A 23,223-nucleotide genomic window follows, 5' to 3' on the forward strand; every position below is an offset into this window, starting at 1 on the left:
GTGCCGCCGCGCCGCCGCGCCGCCGGCCGGATCCGGGCCCGTTCCGGCCCTGTTCGGCCCGTCCCGGCGCGCCGGGACGGGGGCGGCGGCTACAGCTTGCCGAGGACCTGCTCGTCGAACTCGTCGAACAGCAGGATGCCGGTGCGGTAGCTGGCGGCCTGGGACCAGACCAGCGGGTACACGCGGTCGGCCTGAGCGGGTTCGGTCTCCTTCCAGGGGCCCTGGTCCATGAGCTTTCGGCTGCCGGGGGTGGCCTTGCCGTCGGGGCCGGCCGGCATGATCACGGCGTCGACCTCGTCCAGCCGGTCCAGCTCCTCGAAGGACAGCCCGGTCTGGAAGTCGACCTCGGGCCCCTGCTCGCGCGGGAGGAACTCCAGCCCGGCGTCGCCGAGCACGGTGGTGGACCAGGAGTCCTGGAACTCCAGCATCCAGTCGCCCTTCCGGAGCCGGGCCTCCTTGCCCTCGCTGGCCGCGGCGAAGGTCCAGTCGGCGGCGGGGGAGTCGGCGACGGCCTCGCCGACCTCCTCGGCCCGCTTGTCGTACGCCGTGACGAGCTGCTCGCCGTCCTCGGTGACCCCGGCGGCGTCCCAGACGCGCTCGGTGGTCTTCTTCCAGTCGGCGGGCGCGGTGGGGGCCGACACGACGACGGGGGCGATCTCCTCCAGTTGGCCGTAGTCCATCTGGGCGGCGGCGGGGATGCCGGACAGGATGAGGTCCGGCTTCAGTTCGGCGACCTGCTCGACGCTGATCTCCGTGCGCTCGCCGACCTTGGGCAGCTTCTCGAAGCGCTTGCGGTTCTCGGGTGTGTAGTCGCGCGTCTCGGAGTCGGCCGCGCCGACGATGGGCGACCCCTCGATCTCCAGCAGGGGGCCGGTGGCCCAGCCGAGGGTGACGACGCGCTTGGGGTCCTTCGGGACCTTGACGGGGGCGTCCTTGTGGTCGCTGTCGACCTCGCGGGTCGGGGCGTCCTCGGCCGTGGACGGGGCGCCGCCGCATCCAGCGAGTGCGAGCAGTGCGGCGGCGAGGCCGGCGGTGATCGTGCGCGATCGCATGCGTTCTCCAGCTGTTCGGGGGGCGGCGGCCCGCGGGCGGCGGAGGCCGTGACCGGCAGGGATCCGCAGCAACCAGTTAGGGCAGGCTGTCCTAATTGAGGGGAGCCTAGCCTATGGGTTCCGGCCACTGCGATGCGCCCCATGTCCGGCGTGTCGGCTTTGTCGCGACACGCGCGTGCCCCACTACTTGGAGTGAGGGACGTCGATGTGCGGGGGAACGATGAGCAGTGCCCGGATGATCCGCTGCGCCGCCGCCGTGCTGGCGGCAGCGGCCCTGACCGGGTCCACCCCCGCTGCGGCGCGCGCCGCCGGCCCCGCACCGCCGCCCGGCGCCTGGACCGGCATGGACCTCGGCCGGGCCGAGCTGTCCGGCGCCGCGCTGCACCACGACGGGATCGGCGCCGTGCCGCCGGACGGATCCGGGGCGGCCGGGTCCGCCCGCGCCGCCGGCGGCGGCGGCGCACCGGGCCTCGCGACCTTCGCCGCCCACCGGATCGACCGGGCCACCGACACCGTCGCGGTCGCCGCCGAGGGGACCGCCGATCCCGCGGTGCGCGCCGTCGAGGCGCGCGGGCTGCGCCACGACGGGGTCTGGACCGAGTGGCACGCGTGGCAGCAGAGCGGGGCGGAGTCCCGGGTCGTCCTGCCCGCGCCGGTCCGGCGGGTGCAGGTGCGGGCCGTCCTCGCCGCCGACCCGGGAGCGCGGCTCTCCGGCGTCCGCCTCCGCCCGCTGGCGGCAGGGACGGACCGCCGCGCGCGACCGGGCACGCCGTTCTCCGCACGGGTCTTCGCGACCCGGATCGGCCTGGTGGGCGACCGCACCGCCAACGGCGACACCATCCGGCCCGCCGACCACTTCGTGGCGCTGCCCTCGCGGCGCGGCCTGGCCACCAAGGGCACGGGCGACTACACGGTGCGGGTGTGCGCCGAGGGCTCCGGGAAGACCCCCGGGCGGTGCGCCTACGCCCCGGTGTGGGACGTCGGCCCGTGGAACATCAAGGACGACTACTGGAACGAGGACCGCCAGATGTGGACCGACCTCGCCCGCGGCACACCCCAGGCGCAGGCCGGCCACCAGGACGGCCACAACAAGGGGCGCGACGGGTTCGGCCGGCGGATCGCCAACCCCGCGGGGATCGACCTCGCCGACGGCACCTTCGACGACGCGCTGAAGCTGGCCACCAACGCCTGGGTCCGGGTCGACTACCTGTGGACCGGCGGCTACGCGCACCAGGCGCGCATCAAGGCCGCGAAGGTCCGCGGCACCGTCCCGTTGCGGGCGGAGCCGTCGAGCGGGGCGGCGGAGCGGGGCCTCGCCGCGCACACGGCGTCCGTGGACGTGCGGTGCGCGGTGACCGGGGACGCGGTCACCGGGCCCGGGGGGACCGGCGACCGGTGGTACCGGATCGGCGCGCACGACTTCGTGCCCGCGGTCAACGCCGAGGGCGGGGAGGGTGCGCCCGACTGCGGCGCGGAACCCTCGGCCGCGCCCGCACCGACTGCACCACCCGCACCGACTGCGTCGCCGACCGCCGTCCCCACACCGTCGGGCTCGCCGACGCCGTCGGCACGACCGGTGCCTTAGCGGGTGTGCACCACGACGGTCTTCGCGGCCTTGTCGTGGAGGCTCTGCTGCCGCGCGTCCGACAGGGGCCAGGCGCAGTCGATCACGGTGAACACCGTGCCGACGCACAGCAGGCTCTGCGGCAGGCCGAACAGCGCGGCCCGGACCAGCGCGGTCCCCTGGCTGAGGCGGGTGGAGCCGTCGACCTTCACCACCCGGATGCCCACGATGACCTTGCCGATGGTGCGGCCCCAGCCGGCGTGGCACAGCCAGTCGTAGAGGAAGATCAGCCCGCCCCATCCGAACAGGAAGAGGTAGGCCCAGGCGTCGTAGAACTGGTCGGAGAAGTCGTGGTCGTCTTCGCTGGCGCCGGGGACGGTCAGCAGCAGGAACACCAGGACGCCGAAGAAGAACGCGAACGCGAGGATCGTGATCACGACGGTGTCGATGGCGCGCGCACCCAGGCGGATCCCGAAGCCCGCGTAGCGCGGCCGTGCGGGCTGCGGCGCGCCCTGCGGCACCCCGGACCCCGGCGGCCCGTACCAGCCGCCCTGTTGCGAATAGTGCGGCGGCGGGCCCGCCGGGGGCCATGGAGGAGGAGTCACTCTCGCATTATGACGAAAAGTGCGGAGATTCGGAGAATGACGGGCGCCGCGCCCCCGCTCAGGCGTCGATGACGATGGTTCCCACGGCCTTGTCGTGGATCGCCTGCTTGTGCGGTTCGTCCCAGAGCGGCCAGAGGCCGTCGAGCAGCCCGCCGAAGGGAACGAAGCCCATCCCGACAACGGTCAGGATCCGGCCGAACGCCGCGCCCTTGGACGGCGGCTGCCCGGTGTCGAGCTTCACGATCTTGATCCCGACCATCTTCTTGCCGGGAGTGGCGCCGGTCTTCGCCACCGGCGAGATGTAGTAGAAGAGGCTGGCGATGAACGCGCCGACGTAGAACGTGATGGTGATGACCACGCCGGCGACGACGGAGCCGTCGCTCGGCTCGCCGGTGCTGGAGGCGGACGCCGCGACGATCGCACCCGATGCGAGGACGCCCACCACGACGATGGCGAACACCATGAGGGTCACGATCAGGCCGTCGAGGAGGTAGGCGCCGAGCCGGGCGCCCCAACTCGCGTACTGCGGGCCGTACCCGTAGCCGGGCTGCTGCTGCGGGTAGCCGCCCTGCGGCTGCCCGTATCCGCCGTACTGCGGTGGGCCCTGCGGCTGGCCGTAGCCGCCCTGGGGCGGTCCCTGCGGTTGTCCGTAGCCCCCGTGCGGCGGGTAGGGACCCTGCTGGTAGGGCTGGTTCGGCATGTTGGGGTCGTACACAGTCATCCTCGTGGCGCGGTCGATTAACGGAGTGATCAGGTGATTGTGACGTTTCGCGAGGGTGTTTGTCTAAAAGAGCGCGGAAAACCCCGTTCCGGCGGGGCGCGGTGCGCACGACAGAAGGCCCGCGCGGTGCCGCAGAGCGGCGGTGTCGCGCGGGCCGTCGACCGCTGTGCGGTCGGGGTGGTCGTGGCGGTCGGTCAGCCTGCGCCGTACGGGACGGCGTCGAGGATCTCGACCGAGATGCTGCGGCCGTTCGGCAGGTTGTAGGACGCGGTCTCGCCGACCTTCTTGCCGTTGATCGCGTTGCCGAGCGGCGACTTCGGCGAGTAGACGTCGATCGGGGCGCCGCTCTCCTCGCGGGAGGCGAGCAGGAAGGTGACCTCTTCGTCGTCGCCCTCGAACTGGATGGTGACGGTCATGCCCGGACCGACGACGCCTGCACTGCGCGGGGCCTCGCCCACACGCGCATTGTTCAGGATGCTCTGCAACTGGACGATGCGGGCCTCGATCTTGCCCTGCTCCTCCTTGGCCGCGTGGTAGCCGCCGTTCTCCTTCAGGTCGCCTTCGTCCCTCGCGGCCTCGATCTTGTCGGCGATCTCGATACGCCCGGCCCCCGACAGGTGCTCCAGCTCCGAACTGAGCCGGTCGTACGCCTCCTGGGTGAGCCAGGTGACGTTGTCATCGCGGGTCTCGGTCACGGGAACTCCCTTGGTGCGTCTTGAGAACTGCGCAGTCGAACGCGCGCAGATGAACTTAGAAGATTAGCATCGAGCGGCCGGCGCGGATCGGACTCGGAAAACCCTCGATCCCCGGCCCGGCCTGCGTTTCAGCAGTGCACGGATGCCGAGGGGAGGAGGGTCGCCGCTCCGGTGGGCCCGGTGCCGCGGGCAGGGTGCGGGATCATGCGGCGGCGGTCAGTGGCGCTGGTGCGCAGTGGGCCGCCGACCGGTGGGGACTGGTCGTCAATCGCTTTCCGACTCTTGTTCCCTGCATGAGGTCACTTGTACCGCCGAGGCGCGGCGAACCGTCTCGACTTTCGCCGTGGCGTTGCGCAGGCCGGCTTCGACGTCGACCGTGCTCTGCCCCACTTCGACGTGCCTGCCGTCGGTGGCGGTGATCAGGCACTGCGAGGGGGCGCCCCCGTTGACCTGGAAGCGGACGGTCGCCTGGGAGCCGGAATCGATCGTCCAGGACAGGGTCTGGTACGAGGTCTGGTTCAACGACCCGTTGTAGCTGCTCAGAGCGAGCCCCCACCCGACGGTGAACACCGCGGCGACCACGACGCCCACGATGAAGATCACCGGCTTGTTGCCGTGGCGCCGCCGCGTCGCCGGAGCCGGGTCACCGGCCGCTGGAGCGGACTCAGTAGTGTTGGACGGCATACGGGAATCTCCGAACGTGGGGTCTGTGTTCTCTAAGATAGCTCCGCCCTGGGAAGTCCCCGTTCCACCCCCGCACTGGCCCGCGCGACCGCGGCGCCGGCGCGCCGCGACGGGTCGGCCCAGCGGCGGTCGAAACCGAGCCGTCGCCACTAGACATCCAAGGGGATCACTCAGTTGTCCGAGCGCTTGCGGCTAATGGCCGTCCATGCACACCCAGATGACGAGTCGAGCAAGGGCGCGGCCACCATGGTCCGCTACGTCGACGAAGGCGCCGAGGTGCTGGTCGTCACACTGACCGGCGGCGAGGCCGGTTCCATCCTGAACCCGGCGATGGACCGCCCGGAGATCCGCGAGAACATCGCGGAGGTCCGCCGGAAGGAGATGGCGGAGGCCCGCCAGATCCTCGGCGTGCACCAGGAGTTCTCCGGGTTCGTCGACTCCGGCCTGCCCGAGGGCGACCCGCTGCCGCCGCTGCCCGAGGGCTGCTTCGCGGTCCAGCCCCTCGAGGTCGCCGCCGAGCCGCTGGTGCGCTCGGTGCGCACCTTCCGCCCGCACGTCATCCTCACCTACGACGAGCAGGGCGGGTACCCGCACCCCGACCACATCATGACCCACAAGGTGTCGGTCGAGGCGTTCGACGCCGCGGGCGACCCCGAGCGCTACCCCGGCTCCGGCGACCCCTGGCAGCCGCTCAAGCTCTACTACCACGTGTCCTTCACGCGGGAGCGGTTCGAGCGCATCGCCGAGGTCATGGCGGAGCGCGGCATGACCAACCCGTTCGCCGACTGGATCGAGCGGATGAAGGACCGCGACTTCCCGCAGTGGGAGATCACCACGCGGGTCCGCTGCGACGAGCACTTCGAGACCCGCGACCGCGCGCTCATCGCGCACGCCACCCAGATCGACCCCAACGGCTTCTGGTTCGCGGTGCCCATGGACATCCAGCGCGACGCCTGGCCCACCGAGGACTACCACCTCGCGCGGTCGCTGGTCGACACCGAACTCCCGGAGACCGACCTCTTCGCGGGCGTCCGCGAGTCGGTGAGAGCATGGCAGGCATGAACACCGCGCTGATCGTCGCCCTCGCGGCCGACGACGCCCCCCTGAAGGAGAGCGTCACCCCCGGGGTGCTCGGCTTCATCACCATCGCGCTGATCGCCACGGCGCTCTACTTCCTGATGAAGAGCATGCGCCGGCGCATGGCCAGCATCGACTTCGACGAAGGTCTCGACGAAGGAAGCGACACCCCGCGGCCGGCCGCCGCCGCCGACCGCTCCGAGGAGTAGCCCGGCCCTGCCCGGACCGGCCCAGTGCGGCCCAGTCCGGGCTAGCCCGCCGCGGCCCGGCCGCGCCGCCCGCCGGGGGTCTCCGAGATCCTGGTGCTGGGCGGCGCGGTCTCGGCCAGCAGGTCGGTGCGCAGGCGGTCGATGACCACGTCGGTCGCCATGCCCGGTGCGAGCTGCGCGAGGACGTCCTTGACCTTGCGGTACATCCGCCCGGTGCCTTCGCCGAGGAGGGGCTGCTCGCCGCGGCCGTCGAGGGTGTCGCTCGCCAGCAGCACCTCGATGGCCTGCAAGGTCTCCACGTGGTCGGCCGCGCGGCCGGTGAGCTGGATGGCGGAGAACGCGAGGCTGTTGTGGTCCTCGACCCCGTCGGCGACCGGCGTGCCCATGATGGTGATCGGCGACGCCATCTGCTTCAGTTCGCTCACCAGCGCCGCCGCCGTGTTCTGGAGCAGCACCGGCACCAGGTAGCCGGTGCGCCACCGGCCCTGCCGCACCTGCTCGGCCACCGAGGTGGTCGACCGCGTGTTGCGCACCAGCAGGGCGATGCGCCGCTCGGCCAGCATGCCCATGTGGGCCACCGCCAGCCGCAGCGCCTCGAACGCCAGGGCGATCCCGAGCACGCTGAAGTTGCCGTTGGAGATGACCTGCCGCTGCTCCACGTCCACGAGCGGGTTCTCGGCACGGGAGTTGATCTCGATGGTGAGCAGCCCGGCGCAGTGCTGGAGCAGGTCGGCCAGTGCCCCGTGCACCTGGGGGACGGTGCGCAGCGACAGCGGGTCCTGCACACTGTTCGGCATCGGCGCGTCGACCAGCGCGCTGCCGTGCAGCGCCGCGCGGATGCGGGCGGCGCTCGCCGCCTGGCCGAGCAGGGGGCGGGCCAGCATGAGCACGTCGGCGAAGACCGACGTGTGCGCCGTCAGCGCCTCGACCGTGAGCGCAGCCACATGGTCGGCGGTGCCCAGCAGCCGCCGCAGCCGGCGCAGGTTCAGGGTGCCGGTGCCGACGGAGGCGGCGTTGGCGCCGATGAGCGCCAGGGAGTCCTTGGGCTGCATCTGCACGGGCCGCAGGCCGGCCTCCGCGAGGGCGTCCGCCGCCGGGCGGGTGCTGCCGTCGTCGTCGATGACGCGGCCCTTGCCGAGCAGCGCCGTACCGATGGACGCCATCTGCGCGAGGTCGGCCGAACCCACCGAACCGAGCCGCGGCACCACCGGGTGCACCCCCTTGTTCAGGAACTGCCGCAGCGCCTCGAACAGCGACGGCGACGTGCCGGCGCCGCCCCTCGACATCCCGGCGAGGCGGGCGAACATGATGGCGCGGACCTCCTCGACCCCCATCGCCTCGCCGATGCCCGCGGCGTGCGAGGAGATGATCTGCTCCTGGAACGCCTCCAGGAGGTCAGCGGGGATGCGCTGGTCGCGCGCCGGGCCGAGCCCGGTGTTGAGGCCGTAGGACGGGATGCCGGCGCGCATCGTGTCGAGCACCACCTCGTGCGCAGCGGCGACCCGCCCCAGCACCTCGGGGCTCACCTCGACGGGGACGCGGTCCCGCGCGACGGAGATGACGTCGTCCAGGTTGATCGGCCCCTCGTCGAGGACCAGGATCCGCCGGACGCTGAGCGGTGCGAGGGTCGTGCCGACGCGGGCGGCGTCGAAGGCGCGGGCGTCCTCGGGCGCCGGGCCGTCCGCGGGGGGCTGCGCGGAATCGGCGCGGACGTCCCGCGCGACTGCCGCCCAACGGGCGTGGTCCGTGCCGTTTCCCGCAGGCACTCCAGGCATCGACGAAGGCTCCTCACTGCTCGCCGAGGCGGATCCCCTACGCCCCTCTGGTCTCGGTTCGCCCCGTTTCATTGCAGCGTAGGTACGGCGGTGCCGCCGGCAAAAGGCCGTTCTCGCCGCCTGGGAACCCGCCTGCCCGCACGCGGGACCCCGGTTCCCGCGCCCCGAGAGCATGCCGCCCGGCCGCTCGGGCAGAGTGGGGGCATGAACCGCCTCGCCGATTCCACCAGCCCGTACCTGTTGCAGCACGCCGGCAATCCGGTGGATTGGCGGCCGTGGGGCGAGGAGGCGTTCGCCGAGGCGCGGCGGCGCGACGTCCCCGTCCTCCTGTCGGTCGGCTACGCCGCCTGCCACTGGTGCCACGTTATGGCGCACGAGTCGTTCGAGGACGGGCCGACGGCGGAACTGGTGAACGCCGGATTCGTCGCCGTGAAGGTCGACAGGGAGGAGCGGCCCGACGTCGACGCCGTGTACATGGAGGCGACCCAGGCCATGACGGGCCAGGGCGGCTGGCCGATGACGGTGTTCTGCACGCCGGACGGCGCCCCGTTCTACTGCGGTACCTACTTCCCGCGGGAGCACTTCCAGCGGCTGCTGAACGGCGTCTCGCAGGCGTGGTCGGGGCAGCGCGCGGAACTGCTGGAGCAGGGCGAGCGCGTGGTGGAGGCGCTGAGCGGGCCCCGCGGCCTCGGATCCGGGCCGGCGCCGGCGGACGCCGACCTGGACGCGGCCGTCGCCCTGCTCGGCCGCGACTACGACGGCGCCAACGGCGGCTTCGGCGGCGCCCCCAAGTTCCCGCCGTCCATGCTGCTGGGATTCCTGCTGCGCCGGCACGCGCGCACCGGCTCGGCCGAGGCGCTGCGCATGGCGCGGGACACCGCCGACGCCATGGCGCGCGGCGGGATCTACGACCAGCTCGCGGGCGGGTTCGCCCGCTACTCGGTCGACGCCGGGTGGGTCGTCCCGCACTTCGAGAAGATGCTCTACGACAACGCGCTGCTGCTGCGCGCCTACACCTGGCTGTGGCGCGCGACGGGCGACGAGGCGGCCGGGCGGGTCGCCGTCGACACCGCCGACTGGCTCTGCGCCGACCTGCGCACCGGCGAAGGGGGGTTCGCCTCCGCGCTCGACGCCGACAGCGAGGGCGAGGAGGGCCGCTACTACGTGTGGACCCCCGACCAGCTCACCGAGGTCCTCGGCGCCGACGACGGCGCGTGGGCCGCCGACCTGTTCGGTGTCACCGAAGCGGGAACGTTCGAGCAGGGCGCCTCCGTCCTGCGGCTGCCCGCCGACCCCGGTGACACGGGTGACACGGGTGACACGGGTGACACGGGTGACACGGGTGACGCCGGTGACGCCGGTGGCACTGAGCGCCACCGCCGGGTGCGGGCCGCCCTGCTCGCCGCGCGGGCGGAGCGGGTCCGCCCGGAACGCGACGACAAGGTGGTGGCGGCGTGGAACGGGCTCGCGATCGCGGCCCTCGCCGAGGCCGGTGCCGCGTTCGACCGCCCCGACCTGGTCGATGCGGCGCGCGGCGCCGCCCGGCTGCTGGTCGGCGTGCACCTGCGCGGCGGCCGCCTGCTGCGGACCTCGCGGGACGGGACGGCGGGGCCCAGCGCGGGCGTGCTGGAGGACTACGGCGACGTCGCCGAGGGCCTGCTGGCACTGCACGCCGTCACGGGCGAGGCCGAGTGGGTCGGCGTCGCGGGCACTCTGCTCGACACCGTGCTGGACCGCTTCGGCGACGGCGAGGGCGGGTTCTACGACACGCCGGACGACGGCGAGCGGCTGTTCAACCGGCCGCAGGACCCCACGGACAACGCCGCGCCCTCGGGCGCCTCGGCGGCGGCCGGAGCGCTGCTCGGCTATGCCGCGCTCACCGGACTCGACCGCTACCGCGGCGCGGCCGAGGCGGCGCTCGCCCCGGCAGCGGCGCTCGCCCGCAAGGCGCCCCGGTTCGCCGGCTGGGGGATGGCGGTCGCCGAGGCGCTGCTCGCGGGACCGGTGGAGATCGCCGTCGTCGGCCCCGCCGACGACCCCGATGCCGTCGCCCTGCACCGCGCCGCGCTGGCGGCCGCGCCCCCCGGAACGGTGATCACCTGGGGCGACGGGGCCGACGACAACGGGATCGGGCTGCTGCGCGATCGGCCGATGCGCGGCGGCGCGCCGACCGCCTACGTCTGCCTCGGCTTCACCTGCCGGCTGCCGGTGACCACCCCCGAGGCGCTGCGCGCGGAGATCGCGGCCGCGGCAACGGGGTAACGCGCCGTGCGGCTCCGCCGGCCCTGGTACTGCCGGCCCCGGCGGTCGGGGAGCGCCTTCCTGGCGGCCGGGCGGTAGCCTCTGGGCTCCGTGCGGGTGGCGGGACGGTCCGGCCGTGGCCGCGTCGCGGCGCCGCTCCGGGGCCCGGCGGGCTCTGCGATCGCGGTGCGGCGGCCCGTGCCGGGCGCACCGCCGATGGGCACCGTGCCGGATTCGGGGAACAACTGCGGAGTACCGGGTCCCGCCGGGCCGTGCATCGGGGACGGGGCGGGATCAGGCGGGATCGGGGACGGGGCCGGGATCGAAGCCGGGGGACAGGGACGGGTACGGAGGTGGCGGCCATGCGGCGTTTCGCGGGCGGCGCGCTGGTGCTGCTCTGCGCCGCCCTGACGGCGTGCTCGATCGCGCCCACCGAGCCGGTGCCCGGCTACGCCCAGCCCGCGGCGTCCGCCGAAGGCGGCGTCCGCATCCCCGACGGCGGGTCCATGCACAACTACAACGGCATCAACATGGTGCTCCCGCGCGGCTGGCGGGCCGAGGCCGCCGACAACTGCGTCGCGCCGCGCGGCTCCGCCCGGCCCGCCGGCGAGGGGTGCGCGCCGAACGCGCTGCGGATCCGGCCCGACCCCGTCCTCGACGGGCTCATCGACCGCGACGGCAGCGACCTCGACGACCCCGACGCCTACCGGCGCCCCTACGCCGCGTGCCGGGCCGACTCCGGCGGAACGCGCCCCAAGGTGACGTCGTCCGAGGTCACCGGGCGCGGCGAGTTCACGCTGGTGAGCGGTGAGCAGGTCGATTGGGCGGAATGGACGGTGGCCTGCCGCGGGGGCGACGGGTTCCGCACCCTGGTGTGGTTCATCCCGGAATCCGACCTGGAGTTCGACGTCCCCCGGCTGGAGCTGTCGACCCCCGTTGACGACTACGACCTCGTGGTCCGCTCGGTCGACCTGTCCCGCTACAACTGAACCGTCGTGCCCGCGACGATCTGGTCGACCAGGTCTCGGCGGTCCTCGGGCTGGCGTACCTCCAGGTAGAGCACCGTCCCGGTGCGCTTGGCGCGGATGGCCGCCGCGGCGAACGACCCGGAGTCGGCGCAGGCGCCCCACTGCCAGATCTCACCGCTCCACCTCGGGTCGCGGACCGCGCGCCGGGTCGGCTCGCCGGAGCACGGCGCGGAGTCGATGACGGAGTCGAGCCCGCCGCGTGCCGCCTCCGCGGGGAGCAGCCCCGCGAACACCCCCGACACCGCGGCGCCCGGCGTTCGCCATTCGGCCACATCGGTGGCCGCGAGCAGGCCGGGCTCGTCCCCGCTGGCGATGCCGAGTTCGCGCGGCGACCAGCCCGCCGTCTGCACTTGGCCCGCCCACGGTCCCGGCACGGCCAGCCTGATGCGCCCACTGGCGTCGCGCAGGTGCTTGAAGCCCACACCCGGGGCCGCGCTCGCCCCCGTGGATCCGGCGAGCACCGTGAACAGCACCAGCAGGACCGAGGCCGCGCGCAGGACCGCGGCGCGGTGCCGCAGCCACCACGGGACTCCGCTCGGCAGGTCGGGCGCCATGCGGATGGCGCGGATGCGGTCGGTGAACGCCTGCGCGTCGGCGGGGCGCAGCGAACGGTCCGGCGAGAGCGCCGACATGACGAGCTCGTCCAGCGCCGGCGGCAGCCCGGGGCGCTTCCTGCTGGGCGGGGCGGACACCGGCGGCGCCGGCGGGTGGCGCCCGGTGAGCAGTTCGTAGGCGACCGCGCCCAGCGAGTACACGTCGGCGCGCACGTCGATGTCGCCGCCGAGGACGCTCTGCTCCGGCGACATGTAACCCGGTGTCCCCGCTGCGGCCGTGAACCCGGACGCCTCGTCGATGCTCTTGGCGAAGCCGAGGTCGGCGACCAGCACCCGCTGTCCCACCGGGCTGGACAGCAGCAGGACGTTCGACGGCTTGATGTCGCGGTGGATCGTCCCGTGCCGGTGCAGGACCGTGACGCCTTGGCCGATTTCGGTCAGCAGCCGCAGCGCGTGGTCGAGCGGAAGGGGCCCCCGGGCCACCTGGTCGGCGACGCTGCCCTGGTCGGCGTAGGTCATGACGAAGTAGGGGCGGTCGTCCGCCAACGTGCCGATGTCGTGCACCCTGACCAGCCACGCGGAGTCGGCCTGGCGCAGGATGCGCGCCTCCTCCATGAAGCGGTGGTGCACGTCGAGCTGGTGCGCCCAGTTCTCCGCCAGCACTTTCACCGCGACCGGGGTGTCGAGCAGGTCGTCGTGGGCGAGCCACACGGTCGCGAACGACCCCGAACCCAGTCGTCGCAGGACTCGGTAGCGTCCGAACCTCTCCGGCTGTCCCACAGCTTGGGGTTTGCCGATCCCCGGCGGCTCAAACGTCACCTTGCCCCCATCCTGGGCGAAAGAGGGTAAGCGGGGTGTAACGGGAGGGCCCGGGGCGGGTACATAGAGGCGTACGGGCGGTCGCGGATCTCATATCGTCGGGATCGATGTGAACCTCCAGGGAGGGGTCGCGCGTGTAACGGCAGGACCACGAACCGTCAGTAGGAGGTTGGGCAGACGTGCGGAACAGTGATGCCGAGGCCGGCGGGCCCGCCGGACCGCGTTCGCCGGACGGCAGCGGCGAGGAGAGCCTGGAGGAACTCGCGCGGCGCGCCCGCGAAGGCGACCAGGCGGCCCTCGACGGCCTGCTGCGCAGGATCCAGCCCGACGTCCTGCGCCGGTGCGCCCGGTTCCTGCCGTACCGCCAGGACGCCGAGGAGGCGTGCCAGGACGCCCTGCTGCGGGTCGCGCGCAACATCGGCAGCTTCAAAGGCAACTCGCTGTTCACCACCTGGCTCTACACGGTGGTCTCCAACTCCGCCCGGCAGACCTACCGCTCGATGAAGCGCCGATCAGCCGAGATGCCCACCGAGGCCGACCGTATACCGCACCAGCGCGACCCGCGTACCACCAGCGTCATCGCCGGCTCGCGGATCGACCTGCTGGAGGCGCTCGACCGGCTGGAGCAGGAGCGCCCCAACCTCGTCGCGCCGCTCGTGCTGCGCGACCTCTGCCAGATGGACTACAACGAGATCGCCGAAGAGCTCGAACTCGCGCTCGGGACGGTCAAGTCGCGCATCCACGAGGGCCGCAAGCACGTCCGGAAGTCACTCACGGTGAGCTGACGGCTGTGAAGGCGGAGACGTCGGCCACCTATTGTGGCAGGGTGTTCCTGCCCCCCACCAGGATCGCCGCCGCCGCACGACCGCGCGGCAGGCGACGGTGCGCGGGGCCACGAACCTCTTCCCACCTGCGGTGAAAGGGAGCGTCTCATGGGTCTGCGCGACCCCCTTTATTGGTTGTACGAGCGTCGGGTCGAACGGGAACTCGGCAGCTACGACATCCCCAAACACGTCGGGGTCATCCTCGACGGCAACCGCCGCTGGGCGCGGACGTCCGGCTTCGCCAACGTCAAGCACGGGCACCAGGCCGGCGCCGAGAAGATCTTCGAGCTCCTCGGCTGGTGCAACGAGGTCGGTGTGCAGGTCGTCACACTGTGGCTGCTGTCGACCGAGAACCTGTCGCGCCCCCGCGAGGAGCTCGACCCCCTGCTCGCCATCATCGAGGGCGCCGTTCGGCGCCTCAAGGACGAGGGCTGGCGCGTCAACCCCATGGGAGCGCTCGACCTGCTGCCCGACGCCACGGCCCGCGCCATGAAGGAGGCGGGCAGCAGCACCTCCGACAACCCCGGGCTGATCGTCAACGTGGCGGTCGGGTACGGGGGGCGGCGCGAGATCGCCGACGCCGTCCGGTCGCTGCTCCACGAGGAGTCCGCCAAGGGCACCACCATCGAGGAGCTCGCCGAGCGCCTCGACCTCGACCACATCGCCCAGCACCTCTACACCCGCGGCCAGCCAGACCCCGACCTGCTCATCCGCACCTCGGGCGAGCAGCGGCTCTCCGGCTTCCTGCTCTGGCAGAGCGCCCACTCGGAGTTCTACTTCTGCGACGTGTTCTGGCCGGCGTTCCGCAAGGTGGAGTTCCTGCGCGCACTGCGCTCCTACGGGGCCCGCAACCGCCGCTTGGGCCGCTAGCCGCCCCCGCCGCGACACGCCCGGTTTACCCGCTGTTCTCGCGGTTTGCCGTTGCGGGGTGTTGCTCTTTTACATCGGCCGGGTACCGTCGTTACCAGTGGATGGTGTGCATCCGTCCACTCGGGAGGCCCCGATTCATTGACGGCCCTGGTCGCACAGGAGCTCATGGTGAAGAGGGCCGGTCCCGGCCCTCATGGGGCTGGTCCCGGTCCTTGGAATCCCGTGAGTATAGGGCGCCTTGCCGCGCCCAGGGGGAGAGCGAGTGGCTAGTTCCCAGGCCCACCGCCGCGACCGTACGGCTCCCGTCGTCTCCAGCGACACCGGTGAACGCCGTACCTATGTGCTCGACACCAGCGTCCTGCTGGCCGACCCGATGTCGATAGGCCGGTTCGCCGAGCACGAGGTCGTTCTGCCGATCGTCGTCGTCACCGAACTGGAGCACAAGCGGCACCACCCCGAGCTCGGCTACTTCGCCCGCGAGGCGCTGCGCAAGCTCGACGACCTCCGTGTGGCACACGGAGGCCTGGACGCCCCGGTCCCGGTGAACGACCTCGGCGGCACCCTGCGGGTGGAACTCAACCACAGCGATCCGAGCGTGCTGCCCGCCGGTTTCCGGCTGGGCGACAACGACTCCCGGATCCTGACGGTCGCGCGCAACCTCGAAGTCGAGGGCGAGGCGGCCGATCCCGCGCATCCGCGGCAGGTCGTGCTGGTCAGCAAGGACCTCCCCATGCGCATCAAGGCGTCGTCCATCGGCCTCGCCGCCGACGAGTACCGCGCCGAACTCGCCATCGAGCACGGCTGGACCGGCATCGTCGAGCTGGAGGTGCCGGCGCACGAGGTCCAGGACCTGTTCAGCGGCGGCGGCACCGCCGACGTCGAGGCTGCGCGCGACCTGCCCACCAACACCGGGCTGGTGCTGGTGTCGGAGCGCGGCAAGGCGCTCGGCAGGGTGCTGCCCGACAAGTCGGTGAAGCTGGTCAGGGGCGACCGCGACGTCTTCGGCCTGCACGGGCGCAGCGCCGAGCAGCGCATCGCGCTCGACGTCCTCACCGACCCCGACATCGGCATCGTGTCGCTGGGCGGGCGCGCCGGCACCGGCAAGTCCGCGCTCGCGCTGTGCGCGGGTCTCGAAGCGGTCCTCGAACGCAACCAGCACCGCAAGGTCGTGGTGTTCCGCCCGCTCTACGCCGTGGGCGGCCAGGAGCTCGGCTACCTGCCCGGCGGCGAGTACGAGAAGATGTCACCCTGGTCGCAGGCCGTGCACGACACCCTCTCGGCGCTCACCACCCAGGACGTCATCGACGAAGTGGTCGAGCGCGGCATGCTGGAGGTGCTCCCGCTCACCCACATCCGGGGCCGGTCGCTGCACGACTCCTACGTCATCGTCGACGAGGCGCAGTCGCTCGAACGCGGCGTGCTGCTCACCGTGCTGTCCCGCCTCGGCGACAACTCCCGCGTCGTGCTCACCCACGACGTCGCCCAGCGCGACAACCTCCGCGTGGGCCGCTACGACGGCGTGGTGGCGGTGATCGAGAAGCTCAAGGGCCACCCGCTGTTCTCGCACACCACTCTGACCCGGTCCGAGCGCTCCCCGATCGCCGCCCTGGTCACGGAGATGCTCGAAGGCTGATCCGGCGTCGCGGCGGCCGGTCGGACCGGCCGCCGCGGCACCCCCGGGAACGGCCCGTCCGGTGCTGTTCACGCCGGGTTGTCCCAGGGGTTCTGGTTTTCGGCGCGCGGAGCCGATAGAAACCTTGTCGCGAGCAGCATCCCCCGCGACGAGGAGTCCGCATGGCCGACCACCCCTTCACCCGCCGCTCACTGCTGCGCTACGGCGCAGCGGGGCTCGGCGCCGCCGCGGTCGGCGGGCTCGCCGGCGGCGCGGCCCCGGCATACGCCCAGGGCCGCAACCGGCCGTCCCTCACGCACGGCATCCAGCTCGGCGACCCCCGCCGCAACGGCGCCGTCGTGTGGACCAGGGCCGACCGCCCGTCGCGGATGATGGTGGAGGTCTCCAGCCGGCCCGACTTCGCCAGGTCGCGCACGATCCCCGGGCCGCGGCTGCACCCCGGCGCCGACGGGACCGGGCGCCTGCGGCTGCGCGGCCTGCGGCCGGGCCAGGACGTCCACCTGCGGGTGCGCGCCGTCGACGGGCGCTACCGCAGCGAGGCGGTCGAAGGCTCGTTCCGGACCCCGGGCGGCGCCGGCGGCCCCGTCCGGTTCGTGTGGTCCGGCGACGTCGCCGGGCAGGGCTGGGGCATCAACACCGACTTCGGCGGCATGCGCATCTACGACGCGATGGCGGCCCGCCGGCCCGACTTCTTCCTGCACAGCGGCGACACCGTGTACGCCGACGGGCCGCTCGTCGGCAGCGTGGCGCTGCCCGACGGGCGGACCTGGCGCAACGAGGTGACCGAGGAGAAGTCGAAGGTCGCCGAGACCCTCGCGGAGTTCCGCGGCCAGTTCGCCTACAACCTCCTCGACGAGCCGCTGCGCGCGTTCTCCGCGCACGTCCCGCAGCTCGTGCAGTGGGACGACCACGAGGTCGTCAACAACTGGTACCCGGGCGAGATCCTGCCCGCCGACGGCCCCTACACCGAGCGCCGCGTCGACGTGCTGGCCGAGCGCGCGCACCGGGCGTTCTTCGAGTGGCAGCCGATCATCCGCACCGAGGCGGTCGACGGCCGGGTGTACCGCAAGATCGGCTACGGCCCCGACCTCGACGTGTTCGTCATCGACATGCGCACCTACCGCGACGCCAACTCGCCGGGAACGGCCGAGCACGAGCGCATCCTCGGCGACGCGCAGGCCCGCTGGCTGGTCGACGGCCTGGCGCGGTCCACGGCGACGTGGAAGGTCGTGGCGTCCGACATGCCCATCGGCATGGTGGTCGCCGACGGGGCGAACATCGAGGGCGTCGCCAACAACAGGCCGGGCGCGCCGCGGGGCCGCGAGTCCGAGATCGGCGGGGTGCTGTCCCAGCTGCACCGCCGCGGGGTGGACGACGTCGTGTGGCTGACCGCCGACGTCCACTACACGGCCGCGAACCACTACTCGCCGGAGCGGGCCGCGGCCAAGGACTTCACCCCCTTCTGGGAGTTCGTGTCCGGCCCCTTGAACGCCGGGGCGTTCCCCGCGGTGCCGCTCGACCCGACGTTCGGGCCGGAGCAGGTGTTCGTGAACGCCCCCGACCGCGCCAACGTCGGCCCCATGGAGGGCTTCCAGCACTTCGGCGAGGTCGAGATCGACCCGGACAGCAAGGAGTTCACCGTCCACCTGCGCGACATCGACGGCCGCTCCCTGTGGACGACGACGCTGCGCCCCGCGCGCGGCTGAGGCGGCACGGCGCGGCGCGGCGCGGCGGCACGGTTGCGGCTCAGGCCAGCGCCCGCAGGGCGCGGGTCAGGCGCCTGACGTCGCGCAGGCGCTGCTCGTAGCGCGCCCCGACCGCGATGAGCACGATGCCGACCACCGCGGTCGGGATCCAGTTGGGCAGGGCGGCGACCTCGTACCAGATCGGCGGCCCGAAGCTCTTGGCCGCCACCAGCAGCAGGGTCCCGCCGCCGATGAGCAGCGGGCTCTGCAAGCGCCACCGCGCCCCGGCCAGTGCCACCGCCAGTGACACGGCCGCCAGCAGACCCACCCGCCACGCGGCGGGGTCGACGAACTGCGCCATGGCGAGGCTCGGCACCAGGAGCAGGGCCAGGCCCGGCCCGTAGGCGCGCCAGGTGCCGGTGCCGGGCCGCCTGCGGCGCCACTCCCACCCGGCGGCGAGCGCGGCCAGCGCGGGGACGACCGCGTACGGTTCGGGCGCGGTGACCTGCTGGGCGCTGAGGAACACCCAGATCGCGGCGAGGAGCAGCGCCCCGCCCGCCGCGCCGAGCCACCGGCGCCCCGCACGCGGCGCGCTCGTGAGGGCGATCACGCCCAGTGCGGCGAGCGCGACCGCTGTCAGCTCCCCGCGTCCCGACCCGGTCAGGCTGAGCAGCACCGCAGTGGCGCCCAGCACGCCCGCTGCGGCCTCGGCGGCGATGAGCACCGCCGGGTCGAGCCGGCGCAGCCCCAGTACCGCCGCGACCGATGCGGTCACCGCGATGGGGGCGAGCCCGGCGACCTCGGGGGGCTGGCCCAGCGCCAGGGGCAGTGCCACGGCGAAGCCGCCGGTCGCCAGGACCGCGGCGGCGGTCGCCCCGGCCGCGGCGGGCACCGTGCGCGCCAGCGCGGCGCCGATCGCCGCGAGGACCGCGATCGCCGCGAGGACGACGAGGGTCGCCGGGCGTTCCGCCAGCGACCACGCCGCTGCGAGCGTCGCGGCCCACAGGGCGGCGGCGCCCGCCGCGGCGGCCGCACCGCTGCGGCGGCTCAGCGCCGCGACGGTGCCGAGACCGGCGGCGACGAGCAGCAGCCAGCAGAGTGCGCCCGCGTACGGCAGGGGCACCGCGAGGGCCCACGGGGCGAGGACGGGGACGGCGGCCTGCGCCAGCGCGATCGGGAGCAGCCACCGGGCGTAGGTGCGGACCAGGAGGGCGGCACCGGTCGCGACCAGCGCCGCCGCCACGGGCGCCGTCGGATCCGGCGACGCCCCGAACACCGGGTGCAGCGCCGTTGCGGCGGGCGTGCCCGCCCCCAGCGGCCCCGCGCCGCCCCATGCGTCGCCGAGCCACAGGTAGGGGCCCACCAGCACCGCGGCGAGCCGCGCCGCCACCTCTGCCACCGCGATCAGCACGGGGACACCGGACGCGGCGGCGAGGACGCGGCCGAACACGCCGCCCGCCGCCGCGGCGAGCAGCGGCAGCACCACGGCGGCGATCGCCGCCGCCAGGATCGGCACACCGGGGCCGGGGGCGATCAAGAGCCCCGCGACCGCCAGGACGGCGCCCGCCACGACGAGGCCGTACCGCTGCCCGCCCCGGCGGTCCCAGATCCGCGCCCCCGCCACCTGCGAGAGCACGGCCGCGACCGCCAGGGCCGCGTACGGGTACCACTGCGGGGTGACCCGCACGGGCCCGAGCGTGTGCCCTCCGTCCGCCGCTGCGGCGAGCGCGGTGAGCACCACCGCGCCGCAGCCGAGCGCGGCGAGCCCCGCCAGCGCACCGGACACCGGGGCGGCCGTGCGGATCGTCGCGGGCCGGACGGCTCCGGCGGCGACCGCGGCGCACGCCGTCAACGCCGACAGGACGAGCAGGGTCGGGGCCGGTCCGGCCAGGGACCAGCCGAGCGCCGGTACGGCGAGGAGCAGCCCGGCGCCCGCCCGCGCAACGGCGGCCCCGCCGGTGCTCGCGGCCGACAGGAGCAGCAGCGCGCCCGCCGTCGCTGTCACGGCGGCGAGGGCGGCGCCCCACGGCACCGCCAGGGCGGTGACCGCGACCGGGACCAGGAGCCCTGCGGCGACGGACATCGCGGCGGCGACGGCCTGCCGCGGCGTGGTGCGGTAGTGGACGTCCGGCGGAACCGGCAGCAGGGCGCGCGCCGCCGCCACGCACAGCACCAGGCTCAGCACGGCCGCCGCGAGCGCGGCGAGCGCGGCGAGCGGCAGGAGCTCCCCCGATGGAAGGGCGCCGGGGAGGACCGCAGCGGGCGCGCCGCGCCACGGCGCGGCGAAGCCCGGCAGCGACCCCGTGAAGACGGCGGCGATGCGCTCCCCGCCGGGCAGCAGGGCCGCGCCCCCGAGGAACCCCGCCACCACGATGAGCAGCGTGCGCAGGCCCAGGTCGGGGTCATCGCCGCCGCTGCCCTGCCCGCCCTCGGCCCGCGCGCCCGCGATGGCGAGGCGGACCCGGGCGGCGACGGTCGTCGCCGACGCCTCCCACTGGAGTGGGACCGGCACGGCGGGAACCGCGTGGGCCGCCGCGACGAGGGCGAGCAGGGACGCGACGGCGGCGACGAACGTCACCGCCCAGGGCTGCGTGGCCGCCCCGGACGAGAGCGCCGCCCCCGCGGCGAGGCCGAGCGGCAGGACCGCGGCGATGTCGAGCGCCGCGGCCTGCGCCGGGCGGCCCGCCCGGCGCACGGCCACCGTCGCGGCGCCCACGGCGGCCGTCGCGACGGCGAGGAACGCCATGGTGTACGCCATCGGGGGTGCCGTCCCGGCGGCCAGCGCCGCCGCAGTGAGCCCGCTCCCCGCGGCGACGGTGCCGACCGCGGCGCAGCCGCGCAGGGCTGTGCCGCGGGCGAAGAGCGCGGGGAGGGCGGCCGCGGCGCTCAGCACGGCGAGCACGGTCACCGCCGCCGCGTCGGTGGCCAGCGAGGCCGCCGCCGCGAGGGCCGCCCCGGTCCCGGCCAGGACGATGCCGACGCGGACCGTGCGCCGCGCCGCTGCGCGGGTGGCGCCGAGCCGGACGAGGCGCTCGGCGGAGCGGCCGGGTGCGAGGGCGCGCCAGCCGCCCCGGGCGGTCGCGGCGGGCGCGCCCGCGCTCTTGGGGCCGTCGGCCTCGCGTGCGCCGCCGCCGGGCGCTGCGACGCCGCCGTTGGGCGCCGCAGGACCGACGGGGCTCGGGGCGTCGGGCAGGGCGTCGGCGAGCCGGTCGGCCGCCCACGCGCAGCCGAGGGTCGCCGCGGTGGCGGTCGTGAACAGGATGGCGGAGCCCGGGTACGGCGACTGGCCTGCCGCCGTGAGACCCGTCGTCGCCAGCGCGGCGAGCGCGGCGGGTGCCGTCCAGTCGCGGGCGCGCGCCCAGGCGAGGAGGGCCCACCCGGCGCCCGCTGCGGCGAGCGTCGCCGTCAGCCCGGCACCCCAGGGGGCCGTGAGGGCGGTGGAGCCGGTGGCGAACCCGTTCCACGTGCCGGCCGCGGTGGCGAACGTCCCGAACGTGGCGACGGCGGCGGGCGCGCCGCAGGCCGTGCCGATCCCCAGCAGGACGGCGACCGCCCGTCCCGGCCCCGGGCGCACCGCCGGCGGCAGGGCCGCCACGGCGCCCGCTGCTGCGGCGGCAGCGGCGGCGAGCGATAGCGGGGTGAGGACGAACGGGCCGCCGAGGCCGGACACCGCGGCGGGGACGGCGGTCACCCAGCAGGCCGCCGCGGCCCCGTAATACGCGGCGCGCGGCCCGACGGCGGCGGGGTGCGCCGCGGCGAGCAGCGCCGCCGCCCCCGCCAGGAGCAGCGCGGCGGCCGCCCAGAGGCCGTCGCGTCCGGGGTCGAGCAGGGCGGCGTTCCCGTAGGCCGCGACCGCCACCAGCGCGAGCCCCGCCGTCCAGGTGGCTGCGGCGAGGACGGCGACGAGTCCGCGGAGGCGGCCGGCCGGCAGCAGGCGGGCGACGAGGACGTCCGCCAGCGCCGTCGCCGGCAGGGCCACGAGCAGGGCCGCGCCGGGGACCCCCGCCTCCTGGGCGCCGACCGCGGCGAAGGGCAGCACGAGCTGGGCGAGGACCGCGGCGATCGCGCGGGGGCCGCGCAGCGGCACCGCGACCGGATACAGCGCCAGCACGGCGGCGATGACCGCGGCGGCGGCCGCGGCGTAGCCCAGTGCGAGCGGGCCGAATTCGCGGCCGCCCACCCACCACAGCGCGGTGGCGTCCAGGACCAGCAGCGCGGCACCCAGCGCGCCGAAGGTCTCGGCGGTGGCGGTCATCCCGCGCCGCAGCAGCGGGTAGCCGGCCGCCATGGTCAGCGCCGTGCAGCAGCCGAGGATCAGGGCCCGGCCGCCGATACCGACGCTGCCCCAGGTGACGACGGTGAACACGGTCGCGGCGATGACCATGAGGAGGCCGCCGAGGCCGAGCAGGATGTTCTGCACCGAGTGCGCAGTGAGCTCCCGCAGGGGGCGCAGGGGGCGCAGGAGGTCGCGGGGGCGCGGCGGCGGGCCCGCGGGGGCGGCGGGCGCGGGCGCCGCCTGCGGCGCGGCGGCGGGCCGCGGGCGGGCGTCCCGCACGGCGCGCAGCCGCCCGAGGTGGACGTGGTACTGCGCCGCGAGGGTGCGCCGGTGCAGGTCGACGCGTTGGAGTTCGAGGACGACCCGGCCGAGGCTGTCGGCGTCGGGCCCGGTGAGCGGCAGTCCGCAGCGGGGGCAGGCGGGCGCGCTCGCGGAGAGAGGGGCGGCACAGTCCGGGCACTGGGGTGCGGGCGGCGGGAGGTCCATCGGGCCACACTCGCAGCGGGCCGACGAAAGCCGCATGCGGTCGGATACTCACTTCGGCGGTGAGTACCGGCCGAGGCCCGGCCGAGTACCGGCCGAGGGCCGGCCGAGGGCCGGGCGGGCGGGTGCCGCGGCGCAGGCGCGTCGGGCACGCGGATCGCCGCAGGTCAAGGTGGTGATCCCGGGCGCGGCCCCTGGACGGGCCGTGGCGGTCGGGGCGCATGGGACGCATATGACCGCACGTGACCCTATGTACTGTGATGGAGGTCACACGCGATTTGGTGTTACGAGCCTGTGATCATGCGGCAGGGTGGGGCCCGGTTCAAGAAGCGCCCCCCTTCGCGCTGGTTCATCGTGACATCGCCTGATTGGTGAGGTATGTCGCAACTGCGCGGTTCTTCGACGGCTCTGGCGGCCAGTGGTCTCAC

At 74.4% G+C, this 23,223-nt stretch carries 17 protein-coding genes; 9 read left to right on the forward strand and 8 right to left on the reverse strand.

What is annotated here, in order from left to right; translation table 11 throughout:
- Positions 1-89 precede the first annotated feature (89 nt).
- Positions 90-1,052, reverse strand: coding sequence for an ABC transporter substrate-binding protein (locus tag CLV63_RS29875; protein ID WP_106586591.1), 963 nt, complete (start codon positions 1,050-1,052; stop codon positions 90-92).
- A 220-nt stretch (positions 1,053-1,272) separates the two neighbouring features.
- Here CLV63_RS29875 and CLV63_RS29880 point away from each other — a divergent pair, with 220 nt between their 5' ends.
- Positions 1,273-2,637, forward strand: coding sequence for a hypothetical protein (locus tag CLV63_RS29880; RefSeq protein ID WP_211301546.1), 1,365 nt, complete (start codon positions 1,273-1,275; stop codon positions 2,635-2,637).
- Here the strand turns inward: CLV63_RS29880 and CLV63_RS29885 are convergent.
- From CLV63_RS29885 to CLV63_RS29900, 4 genes are all read right to left on the reverse strand, one after another.
- The gene (locus CLV63_RS29885) at positions 2,634-3,221 is read right to left on the reverse strand and encodes an RDD family protein (protein ID WP_106586592.1); all 588 of its coding nucleotides are present in this window, start codon (positions 3,219-3,221) and stop codon (positions 2,634-2,636) included. The genes CLV63_RS29880 and CLV63_RS29885 overlap by 4 nt on opposite strands.
- 58 nt (positions 3,222-3,279) lie before the next feature.
- On the reverse strand, positions 3,280-3,936 hold the full coding sequence (locus CLV63_RS29890; RefSeq protein ID WP_211301547.1) for an RDD family protein: 657 nt from the start codon (positions 3,934-3,936) through the stop codon (positions 3,280-3,282).
- A gap of 200 nt (positions 3,937-4,136) precedes the next feature.
- Entirely contained in the window at positions 4,137-4,637 is a 501-nt protein-coding gene (gene greA / locus CLV63_RS29895; protein ID WP_106586594.1) for a transcription elongation factor GreA, read from the reverse strand.
- Positions 4,638-4,901: 264 nt separating this feature from the next.
- Positions 4,902-5,321, reverse strand: a complete 420-nt coding sequence (locus CLV63_RS29900) for a DUF4307 domain-containing protein (protein ID WP_106586595.1) — start codon at positions 5,319-5,321, stop codon at positions 4,902-4,904.
- 174 nt (positions 5,322-5,495) lie between these two features.
- Between CLV63_RS29900 and mca the strand changes: the two genes are divergently transcribed.
- Together mca and CLV63_RS29910 are read left to right on the forward strand one after the other, a co-directional pair.
- Complete coding sequence (mca, locus tag CLV63_RS29905; protein WP_211301548.1) at positions 5,496-6,383, forward strand: mycothiol conjugate amidase Mca; 888 nt, start codon at positions 5,496-5,498, stop codon at positions 6,381-6,383.
- Positions 6,380-6,607 carry a hypothetical protein gene (locus CLV63_RS29910; protein WP_211301549.1) on the forward strand — a complete coding sequence of 76 codons (228 nt, stop codon included), beginning with the start codon at positions 6,380-6,382 and terminating at the stop codon, positions 6,605-6,607. Before mca ends, CLV63_RS29910 begins: the two co-directional genes overlap by 4 nt.
- A 41-nt stretch (positions 6,608-6,648) precedes the next feature.
- Here the strand turns inward: CLV63_RS29910 and CLV63_RS29915 are convergent, their stop codons facing one another.
- On the reverse strand, positions 6,649-8,382 hold the full coding sequence (locus tag CLV63_RS29915; protein WP_170134379.1) for an HAL/PAL/TAL family ammonia-lyase: 1,734 nt from the start codon (positions 8,380-8,382) through the stop codon (positions 6,649-6,651).
- Between the two features lie 204 nt (positions 8,383-8,586).
- On the opposite strand from CLV63_RS29915, the gene CLV63_RS29920 reads away from it, so the two are divergent.
- Together CLV63_RS29920 and CLV63_RS29925 are read left to right on the forward strand one after the other, a co-directional pair.
- A complete protein-coding gene (locus CLV63_RS29920; protein WP_106586599.1) occupies positions 8,587-10,644 on the forward strand; it encodes a thioredoxin domain-containing protein in 2,058 nt (685 codons plus the stop codon).
- Between the two features lie 341 nt (positions 10,645-10,985).
- A complete protein-coding gene (locus CLV63_RS29925) occupies positions 10,986-11,612 on the forward strand; it encodes a hypothetical protein (RefSeq protein ID WP_106586600.1) in 627 nt (208 codons plus the stop codon).
- Here the strand turns inward: CLV63_RS29925 and CLV63_RS29930 are convergent.
- Complete coding sequence (locus CLV63_RS29930; protein ID WP_106586601.1) at positions 11,603-12,985, reverse strand: serine/threonine-protein kinase; 1,383 nt, start codon at positions 12,983-12,985, stop codon at positions 11,603-11,605. The genes CLV63_RS29925 and CLV63_RS29930 overlap by 10 nt on opposite strands.
- Before the next feature lie 290 nt (positions 12,986-13,275).
- Between CLV63_RS29930 and CLV63_RS29935 the strand changes: the two genes are divergently transcribed.
- From CLV63_RS29935 to CLV63_RS29950, 4 genes are all read left to right on the forward strand, one after another.
- Positions 13,276-13,809, forward strand: coding sequence for an RNA polymerase sigma factor (locus CLV63_RS29935; RefSeq protein ID WP_106586617.1), 534 nt, complete (start codon positions 13,276-13,278; stop codon positions 13,807-13,809).
- A gap of 147 nt (positions 13,810-13,956) precedes the next feature.
- Entirely contained in the window at positions 13,957-14,718 is a 762-nt protein-coding gene (locus CLV63_RS29940; RefSeq protein ID WP_106586602.1) for an isoprenyl transferase, read from the forward strand.
- Positions 14,719-15,058: 340 nt separating this feature from the next.
- The gene (locus CLV63_RS29945) at positions 15,059-16,351 is read left to right on the forward strand and encodes a PhoH family protein (protein ID WP_106586603.1); all 1,293 of its coding nucleotides are present in this window, start codon (positions 15,059-15,061) and stop codon (positions 16,349-16,351) included.
- Positions 16,352-16,512: 161 nt separating this feature from the next.
- The gene (locus CLV63_RS29950) at positions 16,513-18,057 is read left to right on the forward strand and encodes an alkaline phosphatase D family protein (RefSeq protein WP_106586604.1); all 1,545 of its coding nucleotides are present in this window, start codon (positions 16,513-16,515) and stop codon (positions 18,055-18,057) included.
- A gap of 40 nt (positions 18,058-18,097) precedes the next feature.
- Here CLV63_RS29950 and CLV63_RS29955 read toward each other — a convergent pair whose 3' ends face one another.
- Positions 18,098-22,798, reverse strand: a complete 4,701-nt coding sequence (locus CLV63_RS29955; protein WP_106586605.1) for an SCO7613 C-terminal domain-containing membrane protein — start codon at positions 22,796-22,798, stop codon at positions 18,098-18,100.
- Between the last annotated feature and the right edge of the window lie 425 nt (positions 22,799-23,223).

This window comes from Murinocardiopsis flavida (assembly GCF_003014485.1).
Lineage (GTDB): Bacteria > Actinomycetota > Actinomycetes > Streptosporangiales > Streptosporangiaceae > Murinocardiopsis > Murinocardiopsis flavida.